Origin of the sequence: Flagellimonas marinaquae (genome assembly GCF_003992675.1) — a bacterium.
Taxonomy (GTDB): domain Bacteria; phylum Bacteroidota; class Bacteroidia; order Flavobacteriales; family Flavobacteriaceae; genus Flagellimonas; species Flagellimonas marinaquae.
Map to the genome: position 1 here is coordinate 445,993 of NZ_RZMZ01000007.1, position 19,998 is coordinate 465,990.

Below are 19,998 nucleotides of genomic sequence, written 5' to 3' on the forward strand. Positions count from 1 at the left end.
TGTTACGGTTTGGTAGTCCGAAGTCGGAAGTCGGAAGTCAGTGTGCAATTTGCAGTAGGCCGTGGGCAGTTGAGCAATCAAAAAATGGCTACACCGATTCTGCTTGCCCGAAAATCCCCTTTTTACCCTAAACCTTAAACCTTAAACCCTAAACCTTGAACTTGAATTTGAACTTGGTTTTTTCCACTGGATTTCCCCATCGTCACTTCGTTCCTCATGTCGAAATGACGTGAGACATTCAGGATGGTTAGCTTGCATCGGTTTGGTGAGAATTTCCCAAAAACCACTTTTTTCCTTAAACCTTGAACTTGAATTTGAACTTGGTTTTTCCACTGGATTTCTCCATCGTCACTTCATTCCTCATGTTGAAATGACAAACGACATAGGTTTTTGAGCAACCACTCACCACCAAAGCCAAACATTCCAATAATTACATCAGAAATTCCTCGTTGCCTTTCACCCTTCACCCTATACCTTTTACCCTACAAACCTCCCCCTCAATTTTGCATTCGTCAGATCAGAAGCCCCATCCGTCAGATCACAAGGGGCATCCGTCAATTAGCCTAAAAAGTTGCTTATTTCCTAGCATACCTTTGGTGCAGTATTAACCCTAATTGATAAAATTAAAAATTATGAAAACATTAAAATTAGTATGTATGGCCATGTTGTGCATGGCAGTAAGTTTAGTTTCCTGTTCTGGGGAAGACGGTGAAACAGGGCCACAAGGACCCGCAGGGGCGGCTGGCGTAGCAGGTACAGATGGAGCGGATGGAGCCGATGGTATCAGCTGTTGGGATTTGAACGGCAATGGTGTCGGTGATGCAGAAGAGGACGTGAACAACGATGGTAATTTTGATGCCATGGATTGCCAGGGAGCAGATGGAGCAGATGGAGTAGATGGAGTAGATGGTGCTGATGGTGCTGATGGTGCTGATGGTGTTGACGGTAATGCGAATGTGCAAGAGCATATTTTCGATATTAGTGGAGAAGATGATTATTCTTCCCTTTCATTGAACTTAAACACTATAGTTGACAACCCGTCAAACTATGCTTTTCTATATTATATTGAGACTCCTACAGGTTTAAAATATTCAATTCCTGGCTCATTAAGTGCAAACGTGTTTTATGCACGAGTATGGTTGAACTCAGGAGGTTTTTTTAATATTAGGTTTCATGACACATCGGATAATTCAAATTATCAAGTATCCCAAGGTGAATTTGACAAGGTCATAGTAGTTGCGATTGAACTTACTAGTGCTAATAAAAACAGCGAAAACATCATGGCCGAGCTAAAAGCCGCCGGTGTGGACACCAGTGATTACAACCAAGTTGCCGCGTATTTGGGTCTGGAATAATATTTCCCTAAAAGGGGCACTTAACCTAAGCAAAGAAGCCGGGCATTCGCTCGGCTTTTTCTTTTTTGGGCAGGAGTCCGAAGCTCGAAGTTATGGGTTAAGAGTTACGAGTTCCGGGTTACGGGTTAGAAGTCAGGAGTTATGAGTTAAGATGTCATTTCGAGCTGTTACCCTGAGCGCAGTCGAGGGGGCAGTCGAGAAATCTTTAGGCAGTCAGAAGTCGGAAAGGAAGGAGTTAAACTGGATGTTTACGTATCATTCCGTACGGTTGCTGATCGCCCGCCTGATATATGGACAGGGAGCCGCTGCATTCGAGATAATTCGTAAAATCAGTGCCAATCTTAAGTATTTAAAAAAGGAAATAATCCATATATTTGGAATAAATCCAAAAAAATGAATCCCAAAGATTTTATCAAAGGAAGAGGAGCACAGCAGAATACCAACAACAGGTTTTTGCAGCACAGTTTTGAGTTGCGGGATGATTTTTTGGAATTCTGTCGATTGGAAGGCGAGGAAGCGGAAAGCAACAAAACGAGGTATATTCCCATTTTTCCCAAAACCATAGTGAATAAAGTAGAGAGTCCCGATGTGGGCATGCAGTATTCCATGAATCCCTATCAAGGCTGTGAACATGGGTGCGTGTACTGTTACGCTAGAAATACGCACGAGTATTGGGGCTATAGTGCTGGGTTGGATTTTGAACGCAGGATTTTGGTCAAAAAATCGGCCCCAGAACTTTTGGAGGCCAAAATCAAACATAAAAACTGGAAGGCAGAGACCATTGTACTTTCAGGAAATACGGATTGCTACCAACCTGCGGAATGGGAATACGAAATTACCCGAAAATGTCTCGAAGTGTTTTTAAAGTATCGCCATCCGGTGGGCATCATTACCAAGAACGCCCTTGTTTTACGTGATTTGGATCTATTGAAAGAACTGAATCAATATGGGTTGGTCGGGGTTTATATTTCGGTCAATTCGCTGTCCGAAAAAACAAGACGTCTGCTCGAGCCACGCACTGCTTCCATCCCACTGCGTCTTAAAACCATCCAAACGCTATCCGAAAATGGCATCCCGGTAAACGCAATGTTGGCACCTATGATTCCTGGGATCAATTCACATGAACTATTGCCACTGGCCAAGGCGGTGGCTGATCATGGCGCACGTTCTTTTGGACTCACGGTGGTTCGGCTTAATGGAGCGATTGGACAATTGTTTTCGGATTGGCTCAGAAAGGCCATGCCAGACAGGGCAGAAAAAGTATTACACCAAATACAGGATTGCCACGGGGGTACGGTAAACGATAGCAGATTCGGAACCCGGACAAGGGGAGAGGGCAAAATTGCGGAGCAAATCCATAAAATGGCGCAGCTGGCCAAGAAAAGATATTTTCCAGATAAAAGCTTCCCGGTCCTGAACACGGAACTCCACGAACAATACAAGGACGGGCAGCTAAAGTTGTTTTGATAATAAGTCCGAAGTCCGAAGTTATGAGTTAAGATGTCATTTCGAGCTGTCACCCCGAGCGCAGTCGAGGGGGGCAGTCGAGGGGGCAGTTGAGAAATCTTTATAGGAGTCATGAGCCAGGAATCAAGACTCAGGAGAGAAAGGACGATAGAAAATAGACTTGGTTTGATGGGAAATAGGCAATGGGCAGTTGACGCTAATTTCACGAATTAACACTAATAGGGTTCTTCGTCATTTCGAGATAGGACCCCTGAGCGTAGTCGAAGGGGAAGGAGTCAAAAGTCAGAAGTCGGAAGCAAATATTTGATTGTCAGTTCGAGTGTTTTTTGGTGAGTTTTTGAAAAAAAGGAGCTAAAAAATGTATCGAGAACTAATGAAAGGTGCTTAATTGGCAGTCAGCAGTAGGTAGGTCAAGAAATCTTTAGGTAGTGCGAAGTCGGAAAGGTAGCCCTTAAATCGAATGTTTAGGTGTCATTCCGTGCCTGACACGGAATCCATTTTATAATAGCGCAAGGATGGGTTTGTACTTGCTTTTTTACTTTCAACTTGAAATTTGAACTTGAGTTTTTAAAACAGATTTCTCCATAGTCACTTCGTTCCTTATGTCGAAATGGCCTTTTTTGAACTTGAACTTGTCTTTTGAGTTTGAACTTGAGTTTTTTTAACAGATTTCTCCATCGCTGCTTCGCGGCTCATGTCGAAATGACTTAACTAGCCTTGGATTTCCTTTATCAACTGACGTATTAAGAACAAAAGAGGCTATCTAAAAAGCAGTTTATGTGTCAGTTCGAGCGCAGTCGAGAACTTAAGATGCATTGCTGATCAATGGGTTTCGACTGCGCTCAACCTGACAAATTTCAAATAGTACCACTTTTTAGGCAGCCTCTTCTTTTTCACTTTTTTAGTCTACTTATTCCAACTCCCATCCTTCGCGGTAATCGCGGGTCACCCATTCGTTGGCTTTCTCGTAGTTGGTAATTCTCATGTTCTCACCATCCCACATCAGCTTTCGGCGCCCAGGGGAGTTGTATGGGTTCCAGTCCCGTGCTGTTTTGCCCGGTTGCAACTCCTTATATTGGTAGGCTTTTACGGCAAGGTTCCCCATCAGCACGGTTTCCGTTAGTTTTCCAGCCTTTTCAAAATTGGATGAGGTTGGTGTTCCGTTTTGGCAACCGTCCACAAAGTTGGCAATATGACCATCCATGCCTCCAGGTACCCGAGGGTATTTGGCAGCAGGTGCTTTGTAAAGTTCCATCATCTCAGAGGGCAATAAACGGGCATTTCTGGAATATGTGTCACACACCAAGATGCCCTTGTCACCATAAATTACGGTTCCACCCCCACTGTCACCAATGGTTTCGCCATCTTTCAACTCGTCCGGTAAATCGGGCTTCAAACCGCCATCATACCAGTTGAGGGCAATGTCGCCATGCTCTTCATGCTCAAACTTGAGGTGTATTTTGGAAGATGGTGGGCAGGAATGGCTGTAATCTGCCTCCACAAAATCATCTACCCAAACCGTGGTACAACTAGCTTCAGCTTCCGTAGGATAGCCGAGGTCAAGCACACTGAATGGCGTTTCCATAATATGACAGCCCATGTCACCTAAAGCACCGGTTCCGAAATCCCAAAACCCTCTCCATTTAAAGGGAAGGTAGGCATCGTTGTAATCCCTCATTTTGGCCGGTCCCAACCAAAGGTCCCAATCCAATCCTCTTGGAATACGGTCCTTTTGCGTGGGCATGGGTACCCCTTGTGGCCATACGGGTCGGTTGGTCCAACAATCGATGGTATGCACTTTTCCAATAATACCGGATTCGACCCATTCGCGGGCGATACGGCTATCGTCGCTGGAAGCCCCTTGGTTTCCCATTTGCGTCGTAATCCCATTTTCGCGGGCCACCTTGGTCATTAAACGGGCCTCTTGTATGTTGTGTGTGAGCGGTTTTTCCACGTAAGCATGCTTTTTCTCGCGCATAAAGGGCAGGGCAATGCTGGCATGGGTATGGTCGGGCGTGGCTACCATAATGGCATCGATATCGCTCAAGCGTTCATCAAAAACCTTACGGAAGTCTTTGTACCTTTTTACATCGGGGAACTGTTCGTAGGTTTCTTGGGCACGGCGGTCATCCACGTCGCAGAACGCTACAAATTTTACACGTCCTGTGTTGTTCAGTCCATTGATCACACTGTTCCCTCTACCTCCAACACCAAAGCCTGCCACATACAGGGTGTCGCTGGGGGGAACGTGGGTCTTGCCCAACACATGACTCGGAACAATGGAAAATGCAGCCGAAGCCGCTGCCGTGTTTTTGATGAACTTTCTTCTTTGCATCTTGTTTAGTTTGATTTTTTATGTCAGTTCCCAAGATACAAAAAAGGCCAAAAGAAATCCTAGGGTTTATTCCGCCCCGTTCCACTCCCTGTAAAACTGTTCAAGATAACCCAACATGAACTCATGCCGTTTTTCGGCCAGTTTTTTGCCGGTCGGTGTGCGCATCCCATCCTTGAGCAAGAGCAGTTTTTCATAGAAATGATTGATGGTGGGCGCTTTCGATTTTTTGTACTCCTCTTTGGTCATGTTGAGATTGGGCGGAATAGCTGGGTTGTACAATTCCCTATTTTTGAAGCCTCCGTAGTTGAAGGCCCTGGCAATGCCAATGGCACCAATGGCGTCCAATCGGTCGGCATCTTGAACAATATCCATTTCTTTGGAAGTGAATCGCTCCCCGCCCTGTTCCAGAGTATTTTTAAAGGACATGTGACGGATGATATTGACTACATGCTCCTTGGTTTCGTTGTCAACGTTTTGTGCTTCCAAAAATATTTTGGCGGTTTGCGGACCTATTTGTTCGTCTCCATTATGGAATTTGGGGTCGGCAATATCATGAAGTAGAGCGGCCAGCTGAACTACCAAAGAATTCCCTTCTTCATGCTTTAACAACAGTTTGGAAGTATTAAAAACACGTTGGATATGGAACCAATCATGACCTCCTTCGGCATTGTTCAGTTCTTCTTTTACAAAAGTGATGGTATTTTGGATAAGCTGGTTCTCCATTATGGTTTAGTTTTGATCCCAGAAACAATCAAGTTTTCAACTTGGGTGATCAAGGCTTCGGGATTTCCTGAATTTTCCACAGGTGGATGCACATCAAAGGTAACATGGGAACCCAATCCCATAGGAAATTTGCCGTAACGGAGCAGTTTCCATGAATTATTAATGCTGATGGGCACAATTAGGGCGGATGGTGCATTTTTCATCATCACTTTTAAGCCGGTCGTCCGGAAGGGTTTGGGCACACCGTTTCGGCTTCGGGTGCCTTCAGGAAAAATCACGGCACTGCGGTTATTGGTTTCAATGTACTTGCCCAACTTTTGAAGCTCGGCAATGGATTGTTTCGGGTCTTTTCTGTTGATCAACGCAGAACCTCCATGGCGAAGGTTATAGGAAACACTTGGGATTCCTTTTCCCAATTCGATTTTGCTGACAAACTTTGGATGGAACTTGCGCATGTACCAGATAATTGGGGGAATATCGTACATGCTTTGGTGGTTGGTAACAATGATGAGCGGTCTATCCGTTGGGATTTCTTGCTTGTTCCTAAAAGTGTATCGGGTTCCCAACACATTGGTACATCGCATAATGAACCAGTTGAGGATGGAGACACTTTTTTTGTGGGCATTATATCCAATCAGGTTGAGACACAGCCATTGCACAGGATGGAAAATGACCAATACCAGACCAAAAAGCAAAAAAAAGATAATGGTCAGCGGATAGGATAGCAGTTTTGGCACACTTAAAAATTTATAGGTTGCGTAAAAATAAAAAAACCACCCGTTAAGGTGGCTATTTGTTATACGATTTGCCCGATGTTAGCAATGCTCGTTATAGGCTTCCATCAGGTTTTCCGCAATAAGCTCGGCAGGTCTGCCCTCAATGTGGTGTCTTTCGATCATGTGCACCAACTCCCCGTCTTTGAACAAGGCCATGCTTGGTGATGATGGAGGAAAGGGAACCATATGATTTCTTGCTGTTTGTACAGCTTCCATATCAACACCTGCAAAAACAGTAACCAGATTGTCGGGTGTTTTGCTGTTTTGGAGGCTCAATTTGGCTGCAGGACGGGCATTGGCTGCCGCACAGCCACAAACCGAATTTACTACGACCAATGTGGTGCCGCTCTTTTTTAAAGCATTTTCAACGGCTTCGCTTGTATGTAGTTCTTCAAACCCGGCTCCGGCCAAGTCTTCGCGCATAGGTTTTACCAATTCTTCTGGATACATAGACTTCGATTTAATTAGGATACAAAGATAAGGGATCGTTTGGTTTTTTTCATCACCCTTAACATTGCATAAAGCTTTGTTTGTCAATCAAACCCCTATCTTTGCCCTTTAAATTTTGATGCATGATCAAGTGGATAGCCGCCTTTATCGGTTATTTTATGTTTAGGTTTCCCGGAGCTGTTTTGGGATTTATCGTAGGAACATTCTTGGACAATTTAGGCGGTTCAAGCAGTAGGTCGGGTTCCATTTTTGAGAATGTGACGCGGCAATCGGTTTCCCCGGCCGATTTTGAGCTGAACCTGCTTTCTTTGTGTTCCATCATTATTAAGGCCGATGGACAGGTGAACCAGCGGGAGCTCGATTATGTGCGCCAATATTTTTTGAGCACCTACGGTAAGGAAAGGGCAAACGCCATTTTCAGGACGTTTAACGAGGTCATTAAAAAACGGGAGATATCTACCCAACGAATTTGTAATTTTATGGTGCAGCGTACCCGTTACGAAGTACGGTTGCAGATGTTGCACTTTCTGTTTGGAATTGCGCAGTCAGATGGACAGGTAAGCAAGGGCGAAGTGGAAAAGCTCCGTGAAATTTCCGGCTACTTTCGGTTGAGCCAACACGATTTTGAAAGTATCATGGCCATGTTCATCAAATCGGCTGATACGGCGTACAAAATTCTGGAAATCGAGAAGACCGCCACGGACGAAGAAGTCAAGAAGGCATACCGAACCATGGCCAAAAAGTACCATCCGGATAGGGTGGTGACAGAGAACGAAGCTATACGAAAGGGAGCGGAGGAAAAGTTCAAGGAAGTGCAAAAGGCTTACGAAACCATACAAAAAGAAAGAGGTATTTCTTAACCGATAAACTATGCAAGAGTTTTTATTTTATATCCAGCTTGGGCTGGACCATGTGCTGGATTTTGGCGCTTATGATCATATTTTGTTTTTATCAGCCTTGGCCGTACCCTTTACCTTTAGACATTGGAAACGGGTGCTCATATTGGCTACTATTTTTACCATAACACATTGTCTCTCCTTGGCTTTGTCGGTTTATGAAGTCGCTACCGTTGACGTAAGTCTGATAGAATTTTTGATTCCTGTAACCATACTCCTTACGGCCCTGTTCAATTTTGCCTATGTGTACAAGGAAGCACTTGACGTTGGACTCTTCCTGCACGCATTGGCCACGGCTTTCTTTGGGTTGATCCATGGTTTCGGATTTTCCAATTACTTTAAAATGTTAATGGCCGAAGAAGAGGACAAGATAACTCCGCTTTTAGGTTTTGCAACCGGAATCGAGCTGTCCCAGATCACCATTATATTGGTGGTTCTGGCCATCGCCTATGTGGTTCTGGACCTATTAAAGGTAAAGCGGTCCATTTTTATCGCAGTTGCCTCAATTTTGATCATTGCCATTACAATACCCTTGCTCATTGCTACGTTCCCCAAGTAGGAACCTTCGTTAAATTTTATCGAATAAGGTTGTGAGGGTCTTGCAAAGCGGGTATATTTAATTAAATATCAGCGTTTTTGGATTTATGAAGGCGAGCAAACAAGAAAAATACGATAAAGCCTACTTGCGGATGGCCCAAGAGTGGGGAAAACTATCGTATTGCAAAAGAAGGCAGGTCGGAGCCATTATCGTAAAGGATAGGATGATTATTTCCGATGGCTACAATGGGACTCCCACTGGTTTTGAAAACCATTGCGAGGATGATGAAGGGTACACCAAGTGGTATGTGCTCCACGCCGAGGCCAATGCCATCCTTAAGGTAGCCTCCTCCACACAATCCTGTGAAGGGGCGACTTTGTACATTACCCTATCCCCCTGCAGGGAATGCAGTAAGCTTGTTCACCAAGCTGGCATAAAACGTGTGGTATACCAGAAAGCGTACAAAGACGACTCTGGACTGAAGTTTCTGGAAAGAGCGGGAGTGGAGATTGTACACATGCCCGTTTTGGAAGAAATGGTTTAAAACCATAATTGCTATATGAAAAAGATCAAAGGATATATTTGGCCTACCTTACTTGCTCTAGCGGTGGCCCTCGGCATATTTGTTGGAGGAAAGCTCCATTTTAATGATTCACCGGAGAAACTCTTCTCCACCAATTCCAAAAAGGATAAACTCAATAGGCTTATCGACTACATCGACTATGAGTATGTGGACGATGTGGATACCGATAGCATTGTGGATGTGACCGTAAACAATATTTTGGGCAAGCTCGATCCGCACTCCGTATACATTCCCAAAGATGAAATGAAGGATGTTGCCGAGAGCATGAAAGGAGATTTTGCTGGAATAGGAGTGAGTTTTTACATGTACCGCGACACCATTACAGTAATCAGGACCATTAAAAACGGCCCTAGCTATATAGGAGGCATCAAACCTGGTGACCGTATCCTTATGGCAGACAAGGATACCTTATTTGGCCGTAGGATAGCCAACGACGATGTGGTTTCCACCTTAAAGGGTAAAATCGGCACTAAGGTGAAGCTAAAGGTATACCGAAAAAGTGAAGACACCATATTGGAAGTACCCGTGGTTCGGGATAGGGTTCCCATTCGCAGTGTGGATGCTTATTATATGCTCACCAAGGACATGGGCTACATCAAGATCAACCGTTTCGCCGAGTCCACTTTTGATGAGTTCAAGGACGCACTTAGAAAATTAAAGCTACGGGGCGCTGAAAAGCTGACCCTGGACCTTCGGGATAACCCTGGCGGATACTTGGGCATTGCAGAGAAATTGGCCGATGAGTTTTTGGGGGAGGACAAATTGATTTTGTTCACCAAAAACAAAAAGGGTAGAATCAACAAAGCCTACGCTACCAAAAAAGGCGATTTTGAGGATAAACCGGTTTACGTGCTAATCAATGAACGTTCCGCATCTGCCAGTGAAATTATTGCAGGAGCCTTGCAGGACAATGACATTGGGACCATTGTAGGACGCCGTTCCTTTGGGAAGGGACTGGTTCAACGTGAAATGGACCTGGGCGATGGTTCGGCTGTACGTCTTACCGTTTCCCGGTACTATACCCCAACTGGGCGTTCCATCCAAAAATCCTATAAGGATGGCAATTACGATTATTACCATAGGTTCATGGAACGGTACGAAAGCGGGGAACTGCTTTCTGCGGACAGCATTAAAGTAGCCGATTCCTTAAAGTTTGTCACCCCAAAAGGCAAGGTGGTCTATGGTGGTGGAGGAATCATTCCCGACGTTTTTGTACCCATTGGAAGCAATCAGGAGGAAGCTATTGAGAGCATGGATGAGACCTATCAATTCTTTGCCAGGTTTGTTTTTGAGCATTTGGAAGAGGATAGGACACGATACGATGGATATACCCAAAACGAGTTTTTGGATGAGTTCCGTGTTGATGACATCCTTTTTGATAATTTCATCCAATTTGTACTGGACCGCAAGATAAAATTGGACTTCTACGCCTACGAGGACAAGATAAAGGCCTATCTAAAGGCCAATATTGCGGAACAGTTGTTCTCGCCCAACTTATCCGCGCAGATCAAAGGAGATTATGACAGCATGTTGAAACGGGTAAAGGAACTGGACAAGGCCGATATCGAAGCATCACAACTTGGTGCTGTGGAAATGAAACCTTAATTCAATCCTTAAGCTTCTTGTCGATTTTTTTGGAAGTCATAAAAATCAACATCAACACAATGGCGCACAAGGAGGCGAAAATACCTATCAACGCAATGGTGCTGTCCCCTTGAAATGGTTGTTCAAAATCGACCAGGGTGACATTGAAGGCAATGAGCGCCAAAGCAAGTACGATTAAAATTACGGCAAAGGTCTTGTTCATAGCAATGATTTTAAGCAGCGTGCGACAGTAACTCGTTTACATTAGTTGCAAACAGTTTTACGGCGATGGCCATAAGGATAACACCAAATACCTTGCGAATAATGTTGAGACCGTTCTTGCCCAAAATCCGTTCGATCTTGGCGCTGGATTTAAGCACGATGTATACAAAGATAACGTTTATAATAATGGCCACAATAATGTTCTCCACGTGATATTCTGCCCGTAAAGAGAGAATGGACGTTAAGGTACCCGCGCCGGCAATCAAGGGAAAGGCAATGGGAACAATGGAAGCTGTCTCGGGCTCGTCATCCCGATACAGGGAAATGCCCAAAATCATTTCAATGGCCAGGAAAAAGATGATAAAAGCCCCTGCCACGGCAAAGGAGTTGACATCTATACCTATCAACTTTAGAATACTTTCACCAACAAAAAGGAAGGCAATCATAATACAAGTGGCTACAATAGAGGCCTTTTCGGACTGCACATGCCCCACTTTACGGCGAAGTGACAGAATTATGGGGATACTGCCCAAGATATCTATCACAGCAAACAAAATCATTCCAGCAGTCGCTATTTCCTTAACGTTAAAATTCATGGCGTCATTTTTTTCGGACGGCAAATTTACGGGTAAAAAATACTTTTGGATCACATAAAATGTTTAGAAATCATCAATTTTTTGGTTTTGGATTACCTTTGCCCAAAAAGTAAGGGCAAGCTATGTTCCAGATTGGAAAAACCATTGTATCCGAAGAGATTTTGGAAAACGATTTTGTATGCAATCTCACCGCATGCAAGGGAGCCTGTTGCGTGGGAGGCGAATACGGGGCACCATTGGAAGACGACGAGACCGATAAGTTGGTGGATATCTACCAAAAGGTGAAACCGTTTCTACGTCCCGAAGGTATTGCTGCCATTGAAGAGCAGGGAGCTTTTATAAAGGGTGAGGATGGTGAATGGGAAACCCCATTGGTGGACAATAACGAATGCGCGTATGCAATTTTTTCTGACCAGGGAGTGGCCAAATGTGGTCTTGAGGCTGCTTACGAAGCGGGAGCTACCAAGTGGAAGAAACCTATCTCATGCTATTTATATCCGGTTCGCACACGTGAGTATAGCGAATTTACCGCAGTGAACTATCACAAATGGGAAATATGCGACCCTGCCTGTACCCTGGGAGCTGAACTAAAAGTGCCGATATACAAATTTGTGAAGGACGCCCTCATCAAAAAGTTTGGTAAAAAATGGTACAGCGAATTGGAAGAAGTTGCCGCTGAAAATGCTAGATCGTAGGGATGTCCAATACCACTTTGGTGCCTTTGGGGTCCCCGTTTTCATCGAACAGGTCCAAAATATCCACATCGAATTTATTCTGGTAGTCCTTGGCAAAATTGGCCAAGCGTTCCTTGGTAATCCGAATGCCCAGCGATTTTCGTTTTAAAACGCGATTTTCCTTGTTTACTTCGGCCATGGTGCGACCTATGCCATTGTCCACAATCTCGATGGAAACATGGCCTCTGTCTTTGTGCTTCACGTTAATTTGAATCTTTTTTTCACCTTCTTTGGGAGAAAGCCCGTGCCATAGAGAGTTCTCCAAAAACGGTTGCAAGGTCAGCGATGGAATTTTGATGTTGTCGACATTGATATCTTCCTCTACTTCAATTTTAAAATCAATTTCATTGGAAAATCTGATGTTTTCGATGTTCATGTAAAGTTCCATGGTTTCCAGTTCCTCCGATAAAGTGATTTCCTTCTGTGAGGAGGCTTCAAGAATCTTCCGAACGAGCTTGGAAAACTTATTTAGGTAGTGAACCGCATTTTTCTGTTCGTTGTTGATGATGTAGAGTTTGATGGAATTCAAAGAGTTGAACAAAAAGTGGGGATTCATTTGGCTACGGAGCATTTGCTGCTCCAAGGTGAGTACCCTTTTTTCGTTTTTGCTCTGGTATTGGCGGTAAAGGATGTAAAGGATGGACGAAATCAGCCCTACGATCAAGGCACTGACTAGGAGAGTGGTCTGGTTTTTTTTAAGCCTCAGCCGTACAATTTCGTTTTCTTTGGCCAGAACCGCGATTTGGTTGTTCTTTTTCTCGTTCTCGTACCGAACGATGATGTCGTTCATATACCGCAGGTTGGTGGCACTGGAAATTTGTTTATCGTACTTATTGGCCTTTTTATAAAATTCATAAGCTTGTTTGTAATCGCCCCTTGTCTTTTCCAGATCGGACATTTTTTCATAGGCATAGACGATATTACTTGGAATATTGCGATTTTGGGCCATTTGTAAGCCTTCTTGAATATGATATTCCGCGTCTTCATAATTCTCCAATTTGGTAAGGGCCCATCCGGTATTGATATAGACCAATGAGGTAATGGAAAAATCCCCAATTTTCTTGGCTTCATCCTGTAAGGGCTCCAGCAGTACCAGCGCCAGATAGGGCATGTCCTGCTTTAAGTAGATTTGGGCCAAGCTGTTTTTACAGATGACCCGACCTATGTCCGAATCGATTTCCTCATTGTATGCCAGTGATTTCCTGTAGTTTTCCAGCGCGCCCTCTAAATCGCCCTTTTCTTCCAAACAGTGTCCTATGTTCTGGTGATTGATGGCGAGTCCCAACTTGTTGTTCAGCTCTTCTTCCAATTTAAGGGCCCTTTTAAACTGCATAATGGCCAAATCGTACTGCTCCAAGGTTTGGTACAGGTTTCCGATTCCGTTTAGGGCAACATTGATGCTCCTTTTGATATGGTTTGATGGATCTTCCACTTGCTCTGCCAGTTCCAGGGCCTGTTGGTTATAGTCCAAAGCAGTTTTTATAGCGTCTGTTCTCCTGTAGACCACACCAAGCATATTCAGGCTAAAAATCTTAAAATCGGTACTGTTGCCCTTCTCGGCAGCCTCAAGAGCTTGCTCGTGGAGATTCACTGACTTTTCGTATTGGGAAATGTTGCGGTACTTCATCCCCAATAAATTGAGGGCGTACGACTGGCCCACGGGATAGTCGTTCTCAGCACTTAAATGGGCAAAATAGCGTAATAGGGAGGTATCCCTTTTTTCCTCATAAAGCTCCCTGTCCAATACTTCATAGGTTTTGGGCTGCAGTTGCACGAGGGTTTCGGCTTTTTCCTTAAAGGCTTGGGGGATTTCCTGGGCCCAAACACCCACCAAAGTAAAACAGGCAAACAATAACGCCAAGGTAACCGACCTTTTTGCTCGATGCAGGTTTTCGACGGGATGGAACTTTGATATGGGCACGGCAAAACTGGTATTAGAGCATATCCAAAAAGTCGGACTTTTTTTGACGGGACACAGGGATTTTATGGTTGGATTCCAAAACTACGTAGCCGTCCGTTTTTAGGAACTCCTTTATCTTGTTCAGGTTGATGATATAAGAATTATGGATTCTGAAAAAGCAGTTTTCTGGCAGGATTGAATTAACCTCCTTTAATTTTTTGGTAAGAAGTATCTTTTGCCCATCGGCCAAAAAAATAGTACTGTAGTTACCGTCCGATTCGGCATATAGAATATCGTCGCTGTGAAGAAAAACCAATTTGCCGTCCGTGTTGATAGTGATTTTTTTACTCTGTGATTCCGAGTTGAAATTGAGCAGGATTTTCTCCAGACGCTCTACGGTCAGGTTCTTTGTATTATACTTTTTGATCTTGGCAAGAGTTACCTCGAGATCATCCGAATCGATGGGTTTAAGGAGGTAGTCTATGGCCTCGTTTTTTAGGGCCTGCAAGGCATACTGGTTGTAGGCTGTGGTAATGACCACGGGGAAATCCTTGTTCTTTAGATTTTTGATAAACTGAAAACCGTCCATGGAAGGCATTTCAATATCGAGGAACAGACAATCGGGAGTGTTCTGTTCCAGATAGTTCAAGGCTTCGCGGGCATCTGTGAAGGATGCAATAATATCCACCTCATCGCTCAAATTGGTCAGCTCCCAACTCAAACTCTGAAGGGCTTTGATTTCATCATCAACGATTACGGCTTCTATCATATAACTATATACCTAATTTCAAATTTAGGATTATTCTTCACATAGTGCTAAAATTATGTGTTAATGGATAATCAGCACGTATAACTGGTATGAAAATCAAAATCAAGGGGAAAAGCTACATTTTTTAAGAGTATCAAAATCAAAAAACAAGAAAAGGATTACAAAGGGTTCAAATACCACAAACCAATTATACATAAAATGATGCAGTTCATACATAGAACCCCGATCCCGTATTTGTTGTTAATTATCTTCGGCCTGACTAAATAACCAATAGTTAATGAAGCCATGCGGAAATGTGTCGTTTTGTTCTTGATTTTTGTGGTCGTGTTGATCTTAGCCTCTGTGTCAGAGAAGAAAGAAGCTCAATGGAACACGGACTGGAAAGAAATGGCAGCTAGGAAATAGCATGGGTTACACTTGTTCTTTAAAATTTTGTATTACCAATAACGGTACGGCCACAGCAACCAATCATCTGATTGTATAAACCGCTTGCACAATTCATCTTTGATCAAGGTGTGATTCAGATTTGATTTTAGGTTTCGGGGGAACTACCTAGGACAGAAAAGAATCTTTTAAACCAAGATTGAAGAGGCCGTACTCTTTGGTAATAAGTGGCTTATGCCAGTTCATCATAAAAGTTAGACCAAGCAGGGATGTCGTTATCCTTCTTGGTCTTTTTTGTTTGCAGAAAGCCGTCCCCATTATTTATTCCAATGCTACGCTTTCCTCTAGATGTCAACATTTTATGTTAAAAACTTTATCCGTGTTTGCAGCATACACGCTTTAGAATTTGACCGTATTTTTAAATCTTTGTCCAGCCTAATGAAGGGATTCATTTTCCATTAAAAGGTAATACATAAAGGTTAACTGGAAAGGTCTGGAATTTTATCAAAGTAAGGTATTTTTTTGATCACCAGTTTTGGTACTGCATTTCAGTACGTGTGATAGTGTTTATTGATTTAATACCTCGGACAAGTTCACCCCACAATAGAACATTCCGGGGTATTTTTTTTATGATTAGGGATACAAAAAAGCCTCCGAGTTCGGAGGCTTTTTTTTGATTTCAATGCGGTGAAATTTACAAGGACCATGCTTTTCCGCCGGTCAACGTCTGTAAATCGCCACAGGGTATGTATTCCCCGGGTATTGGAGCATAGGCCAATACCTCTTCGCCGACATATTCTGAAGATTTGTAGGCCCAAGTGGCCAAACCTCTTAAATCGTTGGCAAAGGAGAAACGGACGACCTCGTCATCCAGCATGCCTTCGCCACCTTCCATAATGGCCTCCATGTAGTTCATGATGGCTTCGGAATGGGCTTCTTCTTCCTCTTTTGTTCTTTTTCTTAAGTACGTTTTCAAGGCTGGTTCTATGTCTGCTGGTTCTACGTCCATCAGTGCTTCTTTGCCGGAATCGGTAAGAACCTTGTCGTAGAAATTGTTCATTTGCATCATTACAAACTCCCTTTGCTCCAACGGCATTACCTCGTCCAAATATGCGTCAATGAACACGTGTACGTTCATCTCGGTAGCGGAGGGTGTATCCGTTTTTGGTAGAATTACGTCCAAGGTCTGTGCAAGGGCGTAACCCTGTTCTTTGCTAAGGAAGCTTGGTGTCCATTCAGCAAATGCAGGCTTGTCCTTACAACTCTGTAAAAGCGAGAGCAGGGTTGGGGTGGCAACGGCATATCCGAAAGCCAATCCCATATTTTTGAGTGCTAATCTTCTTTCCATTATATATTACCTTTTTTAAGTTCTTGGGCGGCGTGGTTGGCAGCCCTTGCAGTAAATGCCATATAGGTCAACGAAGGGTTCACACAACTGGCAGAGGTCATAAACGCTCCATCGGTCACGTATACGTTCTCACATCCATGCACCTGGTTGTTCCCGTTTACCACGGAGGTCTTTGGGTCGCTTCCCATACGGGCGGTTCCCATTTCGTGGATACCAAGACCGAGGGCGTAGGGTGCGTCAAAAGGAGTAATGTCCTTTGCACCGGCTTTCTCAAGCATTTGAACCGCTTGGTCCTGCATATCCTTGCGCATATTGAGTTCATTCTCACGGATTTCCGCATCAAAGGTAACGGTAGGCAGTCCCCATTGATCTTTTTTATCGTAATCCAAGGTCATTTTGTTTTCGTGGTAAGGTAGTACCTCACCAAAAGCATTGATGCTAAAGTTCCAACCACCTGGGGTCAGCACGGCATCTTTATACTCTTTACCAAAGGATGCTTCAGCGACCAATTCTTCGTAATTGCCCCTGCTTGCACCTCCTTGGTAGCCATAACCTCGCTTAAAGGAACTTACATCGGAGTCACCGCCCAAGTTTCTAAATCTTGGAATGTAAACGCCATTGGGTTTTCTGCCCTTATAATATTTGTCTTCGAATCCATCAAACTTACCGGAAGCGCCTACTTGGAAGTGGTGGTCCATCAAGTTATGGCCTAGTTCACCGGAATCGTTACCCATTCCATTGGGGAATCGGTCCGATCTGGATTGCATCAAAATGGAAGTGGATGCAACCGCAGAAGCACAAAGGAAAATCACTTTGGCCTTGAATTCATAAGCTTCTTTGGTTTCCCTATCAATAACTTTTACGCCCGTGGCCTTTTTGGTGTTGGGGTCGTAAATGATTTCGTGAACAATAGAGTCCGGTCTTAGGGTAAGGTTTCCAGTGCGCTCCGCAACTGGTAGCGTAGAGGAAACACTGCTAAAGTATGCTCCGAAAGGACATCCTCTAATACAACGGTTCCTAAATTGGCAACGCACACGGCCATCGCCTTCAAATTGCTTATCGCTATTAATGTGGGCAACCCTTCCTGCAGTGATCACACGACCATTGAAGTGCTCTGCCACTTTGCCGCGCACCAAATCTTCTACACAGTTGAGCTCCATCATCGGCTCAAATTTGCCATCAGGCAATTGTGGCAAGCCCAGATTTTCGCCGGAAACACCTATAAAACTTTCCACTTTATCGTACCAAGGGGCTATGTCCTTATAGCGAACAGGCCAATCCACGGCAATACCTTCATTCTTGTTGGCTGTAAAATCGATATCGCTCCAGCGGTAACTATGGCGACCCCACATAATGGAACGCCCACCTACATGGTAGCCGCGCATCCAATCGAATCGCTTTACTTCGTTATACGGGTGGTCCAAGTCGTTTACGAACCAATGCTTGGATGCAGCAGATGTGGTATACCCAGTTCTGGATTGCTTTTCTTGCTGTTTAATGTCTTCTCGGGTTGCCTGCCCTGCATGGGGAAAATCCCACGGGTCCTTATTGGCTGTTGGGTAATCGTCGCGGTGCTTCACCATGGGCCCACGCTCCAAGACCAAGGTCTTGAGACCGTTTTCGCACAATTCTTTGGCAGCCCATCCTCCACTGATGCCCGTACCTACCACAATGGCATCGTAGGATTCCTGCTCTTGATTGTAATAAAATTTACTCATTTATTCGGATTGTTTATTTGCTAAATGTATTAATTATTAAATTAATTTTCTACATTTAAACCCTATGTTTATTGAGAATTCAGCACTATAACGTTATAGTTTTTGGGTTCTCGAAGAAATTAACCAACGTAAAAATATGAACAAAAGTAGTTTAGCACAGAAAAGTATCGTCACCTTGATCGCAGTGGCTTTTTTGGGATTTTATTCCTGTAAACAGAATCCGAAGAAGGAAACGGAAGATGAAACCGCTACCGAAGAAGTGGCTGTTGAAGCGTCGAAACCAGACATCAAACTTTCTTTGGCCCAATGGTCCATGCACAAAATGATACTCGAGGAAGGCGTGGATCCTTATAGTTTTGCCGAAAAAGCTAGCGAGTGGGGTTTTGAAGGACTGGAATATGTGAGCGGCCTGTACTACAAGGAACTTGAAGCGGCCGATTTTTCAGAAGAAGCCATGAACAGCTGGGTGGAGAAGAGCAAGGCTGAAAGTGAAAAGTACGGCTTAAAGAATCTGTTGATCATGGTGGACGGACAAGGCGATATCGCTGTTCCGGACGAAGCAGAGAGAGCAAAAGCTGTGGAAAACCATTACAAATGGGTAGATGCCGCCGCCGCATTGGGCTGTCACTCCATCCGTGTCAACCTGAACGGCAGCATGGAGCCCGAAGTATGGATGCCAGCATCCGTTGCCGGACTTACACAATTGGCTACCTATGCCAAGGACAAGAATATCAATATTATTGTGGAAAACCACGGAGGACCATCATCCAATGCCCAATTATTGGCTGAAGTGATGGAAAAAGTAGGTATGGAGAACTGCGGTACCTTGCCCGATTTTGGAAACTTCTGCATCAAAAGAGAAGCTGGCGACTACTATTCGTCCAAATGTCTGGAAGAGTACGATCGCTATAAAGGAACCAAAGAATTGATGCCTTATGCCAAAGGAGTAAGCGCCAAATCTTACAGTTTTGATGAGCAAGGAAATGAAACACGGGTAGATTACCCAAGAATCATGGAAATTGTGCTCGATTCCGGATATGAAGGTTTTGTGGGAGTTGAATACGAAGGCTCCGAATTGAGTGAAGAAGAAGGTATTTTGGCCACCAAAAGACTCTTGGAAAGAATATTGGAGTAATCCGATCAACGATGAATGGGTAGATGAAGGGATTTTTTCAACAGCTCTTCGATTACAATTTTTTTGTAACAAAAAAATGATTGAACAATGCAGTGGTCCGGACAAGGTTCCGGACAACTGCATTAGACTTTTTAGTCACATACTCAATGCCCATCATATTTGGAACCAAAGAATATTGGGGAATACCTCCGATTTTGGGGTTTGGGACCTGCATAAGGTCGAAATGTGGGAAGATGTCCATTACGACAACCAACGGAGCACTTTTGAAATTGTTTCCAAAACGGATGCTTTCGAAAATCGGGTGGAATACACCAATAGCGAGGGCAAGGTATTCACCAACGAAGTCAAGGACATACTTTTTCATATCATCAATCATTCAACCCACCACCGGGGACAAATGATGAGTGCATTCCGCGATGCGGGGCGCACGCCAGAACCTTTGGATTATATTTTTTACAAAAGATAGAAACCGCTAACGTATAGTT

Annotated in this window: 19 protein-coding genes; 9 read left to right on the forward strand and 10 right to left on the reverse strand. The window is 44.0% G+C overall.

What is annotated here, in order from left to right; all coding sequences use genetic code 11:
* Nucleotides 1–656 precede the first annotated feature (656 nt).
* Together EO130_RS15395 and EO130_RS05520 are read left to right on the forward strand one after the other, a co-directional pair.
* Nucleotides 657–1,355, forward strand: coding sequence for a hypothetical protein (locus EO130_RS15395; RefSeq protein WP_164732878.1), 699 nt, complete (start codon nucleotides 657–659; stop codon nucleotides 1,353–1,355).
* 393 nt (nucleotides 1,356–1,748) lie between these two features.
* The gene (locus EO130_RS05520; protein WP_127140517.1) at nucleotides 1,749–2,822 is read left to right on the forward strand and encodes a PA0069 family radical SAM protein; all 1,074 of its coding nucleotides are present in this window, start codon (nucleotides 1,749–1,751) and stop codon (nucleotides 2,820–2,822) included.
* Nucleotides 2,823–3,732: 910 nt separating this feature from the next.
* Here the strand turns inward: EO130_RS05520 and EO130_RS05525 are convergent.
* From EO130_RS05525 to EO130_RS05540, 4 genes are all read right to left on the reverse strand, one after another.
* The gene (locus EO130_RS05525) at nucleotides 3,733–5,157 is read right to left on the reverse strand and encodes a Gfo/Idh/MocA family protein (protein WP_127140518.1); all 1,425 of its coding nucleotides are present in this window, start codon (nucleotides 5,155–5,157) and stop codon (nucleotides 3,733–3,735) included.
* Nucleotides 5,158–5,223: 66 nt separating this feature from the next.
* Nucleotides 5,224–5,880 (reverse strand): HD domain-containing protein, encoded by a 657-nt coding sequence (locus EO130_RS05530; protein ID WP_127140519.1) that lies wholly within the window; start codon nucleotides 5,878–5,880, stop codon nucleotides 5,224–5,226.
* The gene (locus EO130_RS05535; protein ID WP_127140520.1) at nucleotides 5,880–6,617 is read right to left on the reverse strand and encodes a lysophospholipid acyltransferase family protein; all 738 of its coding nucleotides are present in this window, start codon (nucleotides 6,615–6,617) and stop codon (nucleotides 5,880–5,882) included. The genes EO130_RS05530 and EO130_RS05535 overlap by 1 nt, the downstream gene beginning before the upstream one ends.
* Nucleotides 6,618–6,695: 78 nt before the next feature.
* Nucleotides 6,696–7,106: a BrxA/BrxB family bacilliredoxin gene (locus tag EO130_RS05540; protein ID WP_127140521.1), complete on the reverse strand. Its 411-nt coding sequence runs from the start codon at nucleotides 7,104–7,106 to the stop codon at nucleotides 6,696–6,698.
* Nucleotides 7,107–7,228: 122 nt separating this feature from the next.
* On the opposite strand from EO130_RS05540, the gene EO130_RS05545 reads away from it, so the two are divergent.
* The 4 genes from EO130_RS05545 (at nucleotide 7,229) to EO130_RS05560 (ending at nucleotide 10,728) form a co-directional block, all read left to right on the forward strand.
* A complete protein-coding gene (locus EO130_RS05545) occupies nucleotides 7,229–7,966 on the forward strand; it encodes a TerB family tellurite resistance protein (protein WP_127140522.1) in 738 nt (245 codons plus the stop codon).
* Between the two features lie 10 nt (nucleotides 7,967–7,976).
* On the forward strand, nucleotides 7,977–8,561 hold the full coding sequence (locus EO130_RS05550; protein WP_127140523.1) for a HupE/UreJ family protein: 585 nt from the start codon (nucleotides 7,977–7,979) through the stop codon (nucleotides 8,559–8,561).
* Between the two features lie 85 nt (nucleotides 8,562–8,646).
* Entirely contained in the window at nucleotides 8,647–9,084 is a 438-nt protein-coding gene (locus EO130_RS05555) for a deoxycytidylate deaminase (protein WP_127140524.1), read from the forward strand.
* A gap of 15 nt (nucleotides 9,085–9,099) precedes the next feature.
* Entirely contained in the window at nucleotides 9,100–10,728 is a 1,629-nt protein-coding gene (locus EO130_RS05560) for a S41 family peptidase (protein WP_127140525.1), read from the forward strand.
* Nucleotide 10,729: 1 nt separating this feature from the next.
* Here the strand turns inward: EO130_RS05560 and EO130_RS05565 are convergent, their stop codons facing one another.
* Nucleotides 10,730–10,930, reverse strand: a complete 201-nt coding sequence (locus EO130_RS05565; RefSeq protein WP_127140526.1) for a hypothetical protein — start codon at nucleotides 10,928–10,930, stop codon at nucleotides 10,730–10,732.
* Between the two features lie 10 nt (nucleotides 10,931–10,940).
* Entirely contained in the window at nucleotides 10,941–11,525 is a 585-nt protein-coding gene (locus EO130_RS05570; protein ID WP_127140527.1) for a MarC family protein, read from the reverse strand.
* Nucleotides 11,526–11,647: 122 nt separating this feature from the next.
* Here EO130_RS05570 and EO130_RS05575 point away from each other — a divergent pair, with 122 nt between their 5' ends.
* The gene (locus EO130_RS05575; RefSeq protein WP_127140528.1) at nucleotides 11,648–12,220 is read left to right on the forward strand and encodes a DUF3109 family protein; all 573 of its coding nucleotides are present in this window, start codon (nucleotides 11,648–11,650) and stop codon (nucleotides 12,218–12,220) included.
* Here the strand turns inward: EO130_RS05575 and EO130_RS05580 are convergent.
* The 4 genes from EO130_RS05580 to EO130_RS05595 form a co-directional block, all read right to left on the reverse strand.
* Entirely contained in the window at nucleotides 12,210–14,120 is a 1,911-nt protein-coding gene (locus EO130_RS05580) for a tetratricopeptide repeat protein (protein ID WP_241244301.1), read from the reverse strand. The two genes, EO130_RS05575 and EO130_RS05580, sit on opposite strands and share 11 nt — an antisense overlap.
* A gap of 73 nt (nucleotides 14,121–14,193) precedes the next feature.
* Nucleotides 14,194–14,928 (reverse strand): LytR/AlgR family response regulator transcription factor, encoded by a 735-nt coding sequence (locus EO130_RS05585; RefSeq protein WP_127140529.1) that lies wholly within the window; start codon nucleotides 14,926–14,928, stop codon nucleotides 14,194–14,196.
* A 1,078-nt stretch (nucleotides 14,929–16,006) separates the two neighbouring features.
* A complete protein-coding gene (locus EO130_RS05590) occupies nucleotides 16,007–16,660 on the reverse strand; it encodes a gluconate 2-dehydrogenase subunit 3 family protein (RefSeq protein WP_127140530.1) in 654 nt (217 codons plus the stop codon).
* Nucleotides 16,660–18,378, reverse strand: a complete 1,719-nt coding sequence (locus EO130_RS05595; protein WP_127140531.1) for a GMC oxidoreductase — start codon at nucleotides 18,376–18,378, stop codon at nucleotides 16,660–16,662. The genes EO130_RS05590 and EO130_RS05595 overlap by 1 nt, the downstream gene beginning before the upstream one ends.
* Nucleotides 18,379–18,514: 136 nt before the next feature.
* On the opposite strand from EO130_RS05595, the gene EO130_RS05600 reads away from it, so the two are divergent.
* Nucleotides 18,515–19,513, forward strand: a complete 999-nt coding sequence (locus tag EO130_RS05600; protein WP_127140532.1) for a sugar phosphate isomerase/epimerase family protein — start codon at nucleotides 18,515–18,517, stop codon at nucleotides 19,511–19,513.
* A gap of 76 nt (nucleotides 19,514–19,589) precedes the next feature.
* Nucleotides 19,590–19,979 carry a DinB family protein gene (locus EO130_RS05605; protein ID WP_241244302.1) on the forward strand — a complete coding sequence of 130 codons (390 nt, stop codon included), beginning with the start codon at nucleotides 19,590–19,592 and terminating at the stop codon, nucleotides 19,977–19,979.
* Nucleotides 19,980–19,998 lie beyond the last annotated feature (19 nt).

Bases quoted from the DNA above. Each gene is read 5' to 3' on its own strand.
- EO130_RS15395 (WP_164732878.1), top strand. From the start codon at position 657: ATGGCCATGTTGTGCATGGCAGTAAGTTTAGTTTCCTGTTCTGGGGAA.
- EO130_RS05520 (WP_127140517.1), top strand. From the start codon at position 1,749: ATGAATCCCAAAGATTTTATCAAAGGAAGAGGAGCACAGCAGAATACC.
- EO130_RS05525 (WP_127140518.1), bottom strand. From the start codon at position 5,157: ATGCAAAGAAGAAAGTTCATCAAAAACACGGCAGCGGCTTCGGCTGCA.
- EO130_RS05530 (WP_127140519.1), bottom strand. From the start codon at position 5,880: ATGGAGAACCAGCTTATCCAAAATACCATCACTTTTGTAAAAGAAGAA.
- EO130_RS05540 (WP_127140521.1), bottom strand. From the start codon at position 7,106: ATGTATCCAGAAGAATTGGTAAAACCTATGCGCGAAGACTTGGCCGGA.
- EO130_RS05545 (WP_127140522.1), top strand. From the start codon at position 7,229: ATGATCAAGTGGATAGCCGCCTTTATCGGTTATTTTATGTTTAGGTTT.
- EO130_RS05550 (WP_127140523.1), top strand. From the start codon at position 7,977: ATGCAAGAGTTTTTATTTTATATCCAGCTTGGGCTGGACCATGTGCTG.
- EO130_RS05555 (WP_127140524.1), top strand. From the start codon at position 8,647: ATGAAGGCGAGCAAACAAGAAAAATACGATAAAGCCTACTTGCGGATG.
- EO130_RS05560 (WP_127140525.1), top strand. From the start codon at position 9,100: ATGAAAAAGATCAAAGGATATATTTGGCCTACCTTACTTGCTCTAGCG.
- EO130_RS05565 (WP_127140526.1), bottom strand. From the start codon at position 10,930: ATGAACAAGACCTTTGCCGTAATTTTAATCGTACTTGCTTTGGCGCTC.
- EO130_RS05570 (WP_127140527.1), bottom strand. From the start codon at position 11,525: ATGAATTTTAACGTTAAGGAAATAGCGACTGCTGGAATGATTTTGTTT.
- EO130_RS05575 (WP_127140528.1), top strand. From the start codon at position 11,648: ATGTTCCAGATTGGAAAAACCATTGTATCCGAAGAGATTTTGGAAAAC.
- EO130_RS05585 (WP_127140529.1), bottom strand. From the start codon at position 14,928: ATGATAGAAGCCGTAATCGTTGATGATGAAATCAAAGCCCTTCAGAGT.
- EO130_RS05590 (WP_127140530.1), bottom strand. From the start codon at position 16,660: ATGGAAAGAAGATTAGCACTCAAAAATATGGGATTGGCTTTCGGATAT.
- EO130_RS05595 (WP_127140531.1), bottom strand. From the start codon at position 18,378: ATGAGTAAATTTTATTACAATCAAGAGCAGGAATCCTACGATGCCATT.
- EO130_RS05600 (WP_127140532.1), top strand. From the start codon at position 18,515: ATGAACAAAAGTAGTTTAGCACAGAAAAGTATCGTCACCTTGATCGCA.
- EO130_RS05605 (WP_241244302.1), top strand. From the start codon at position 19,590: ATGATTGAACAATGCAGTGGTCCGGACAAGGTTCCGGACAACTGCATT.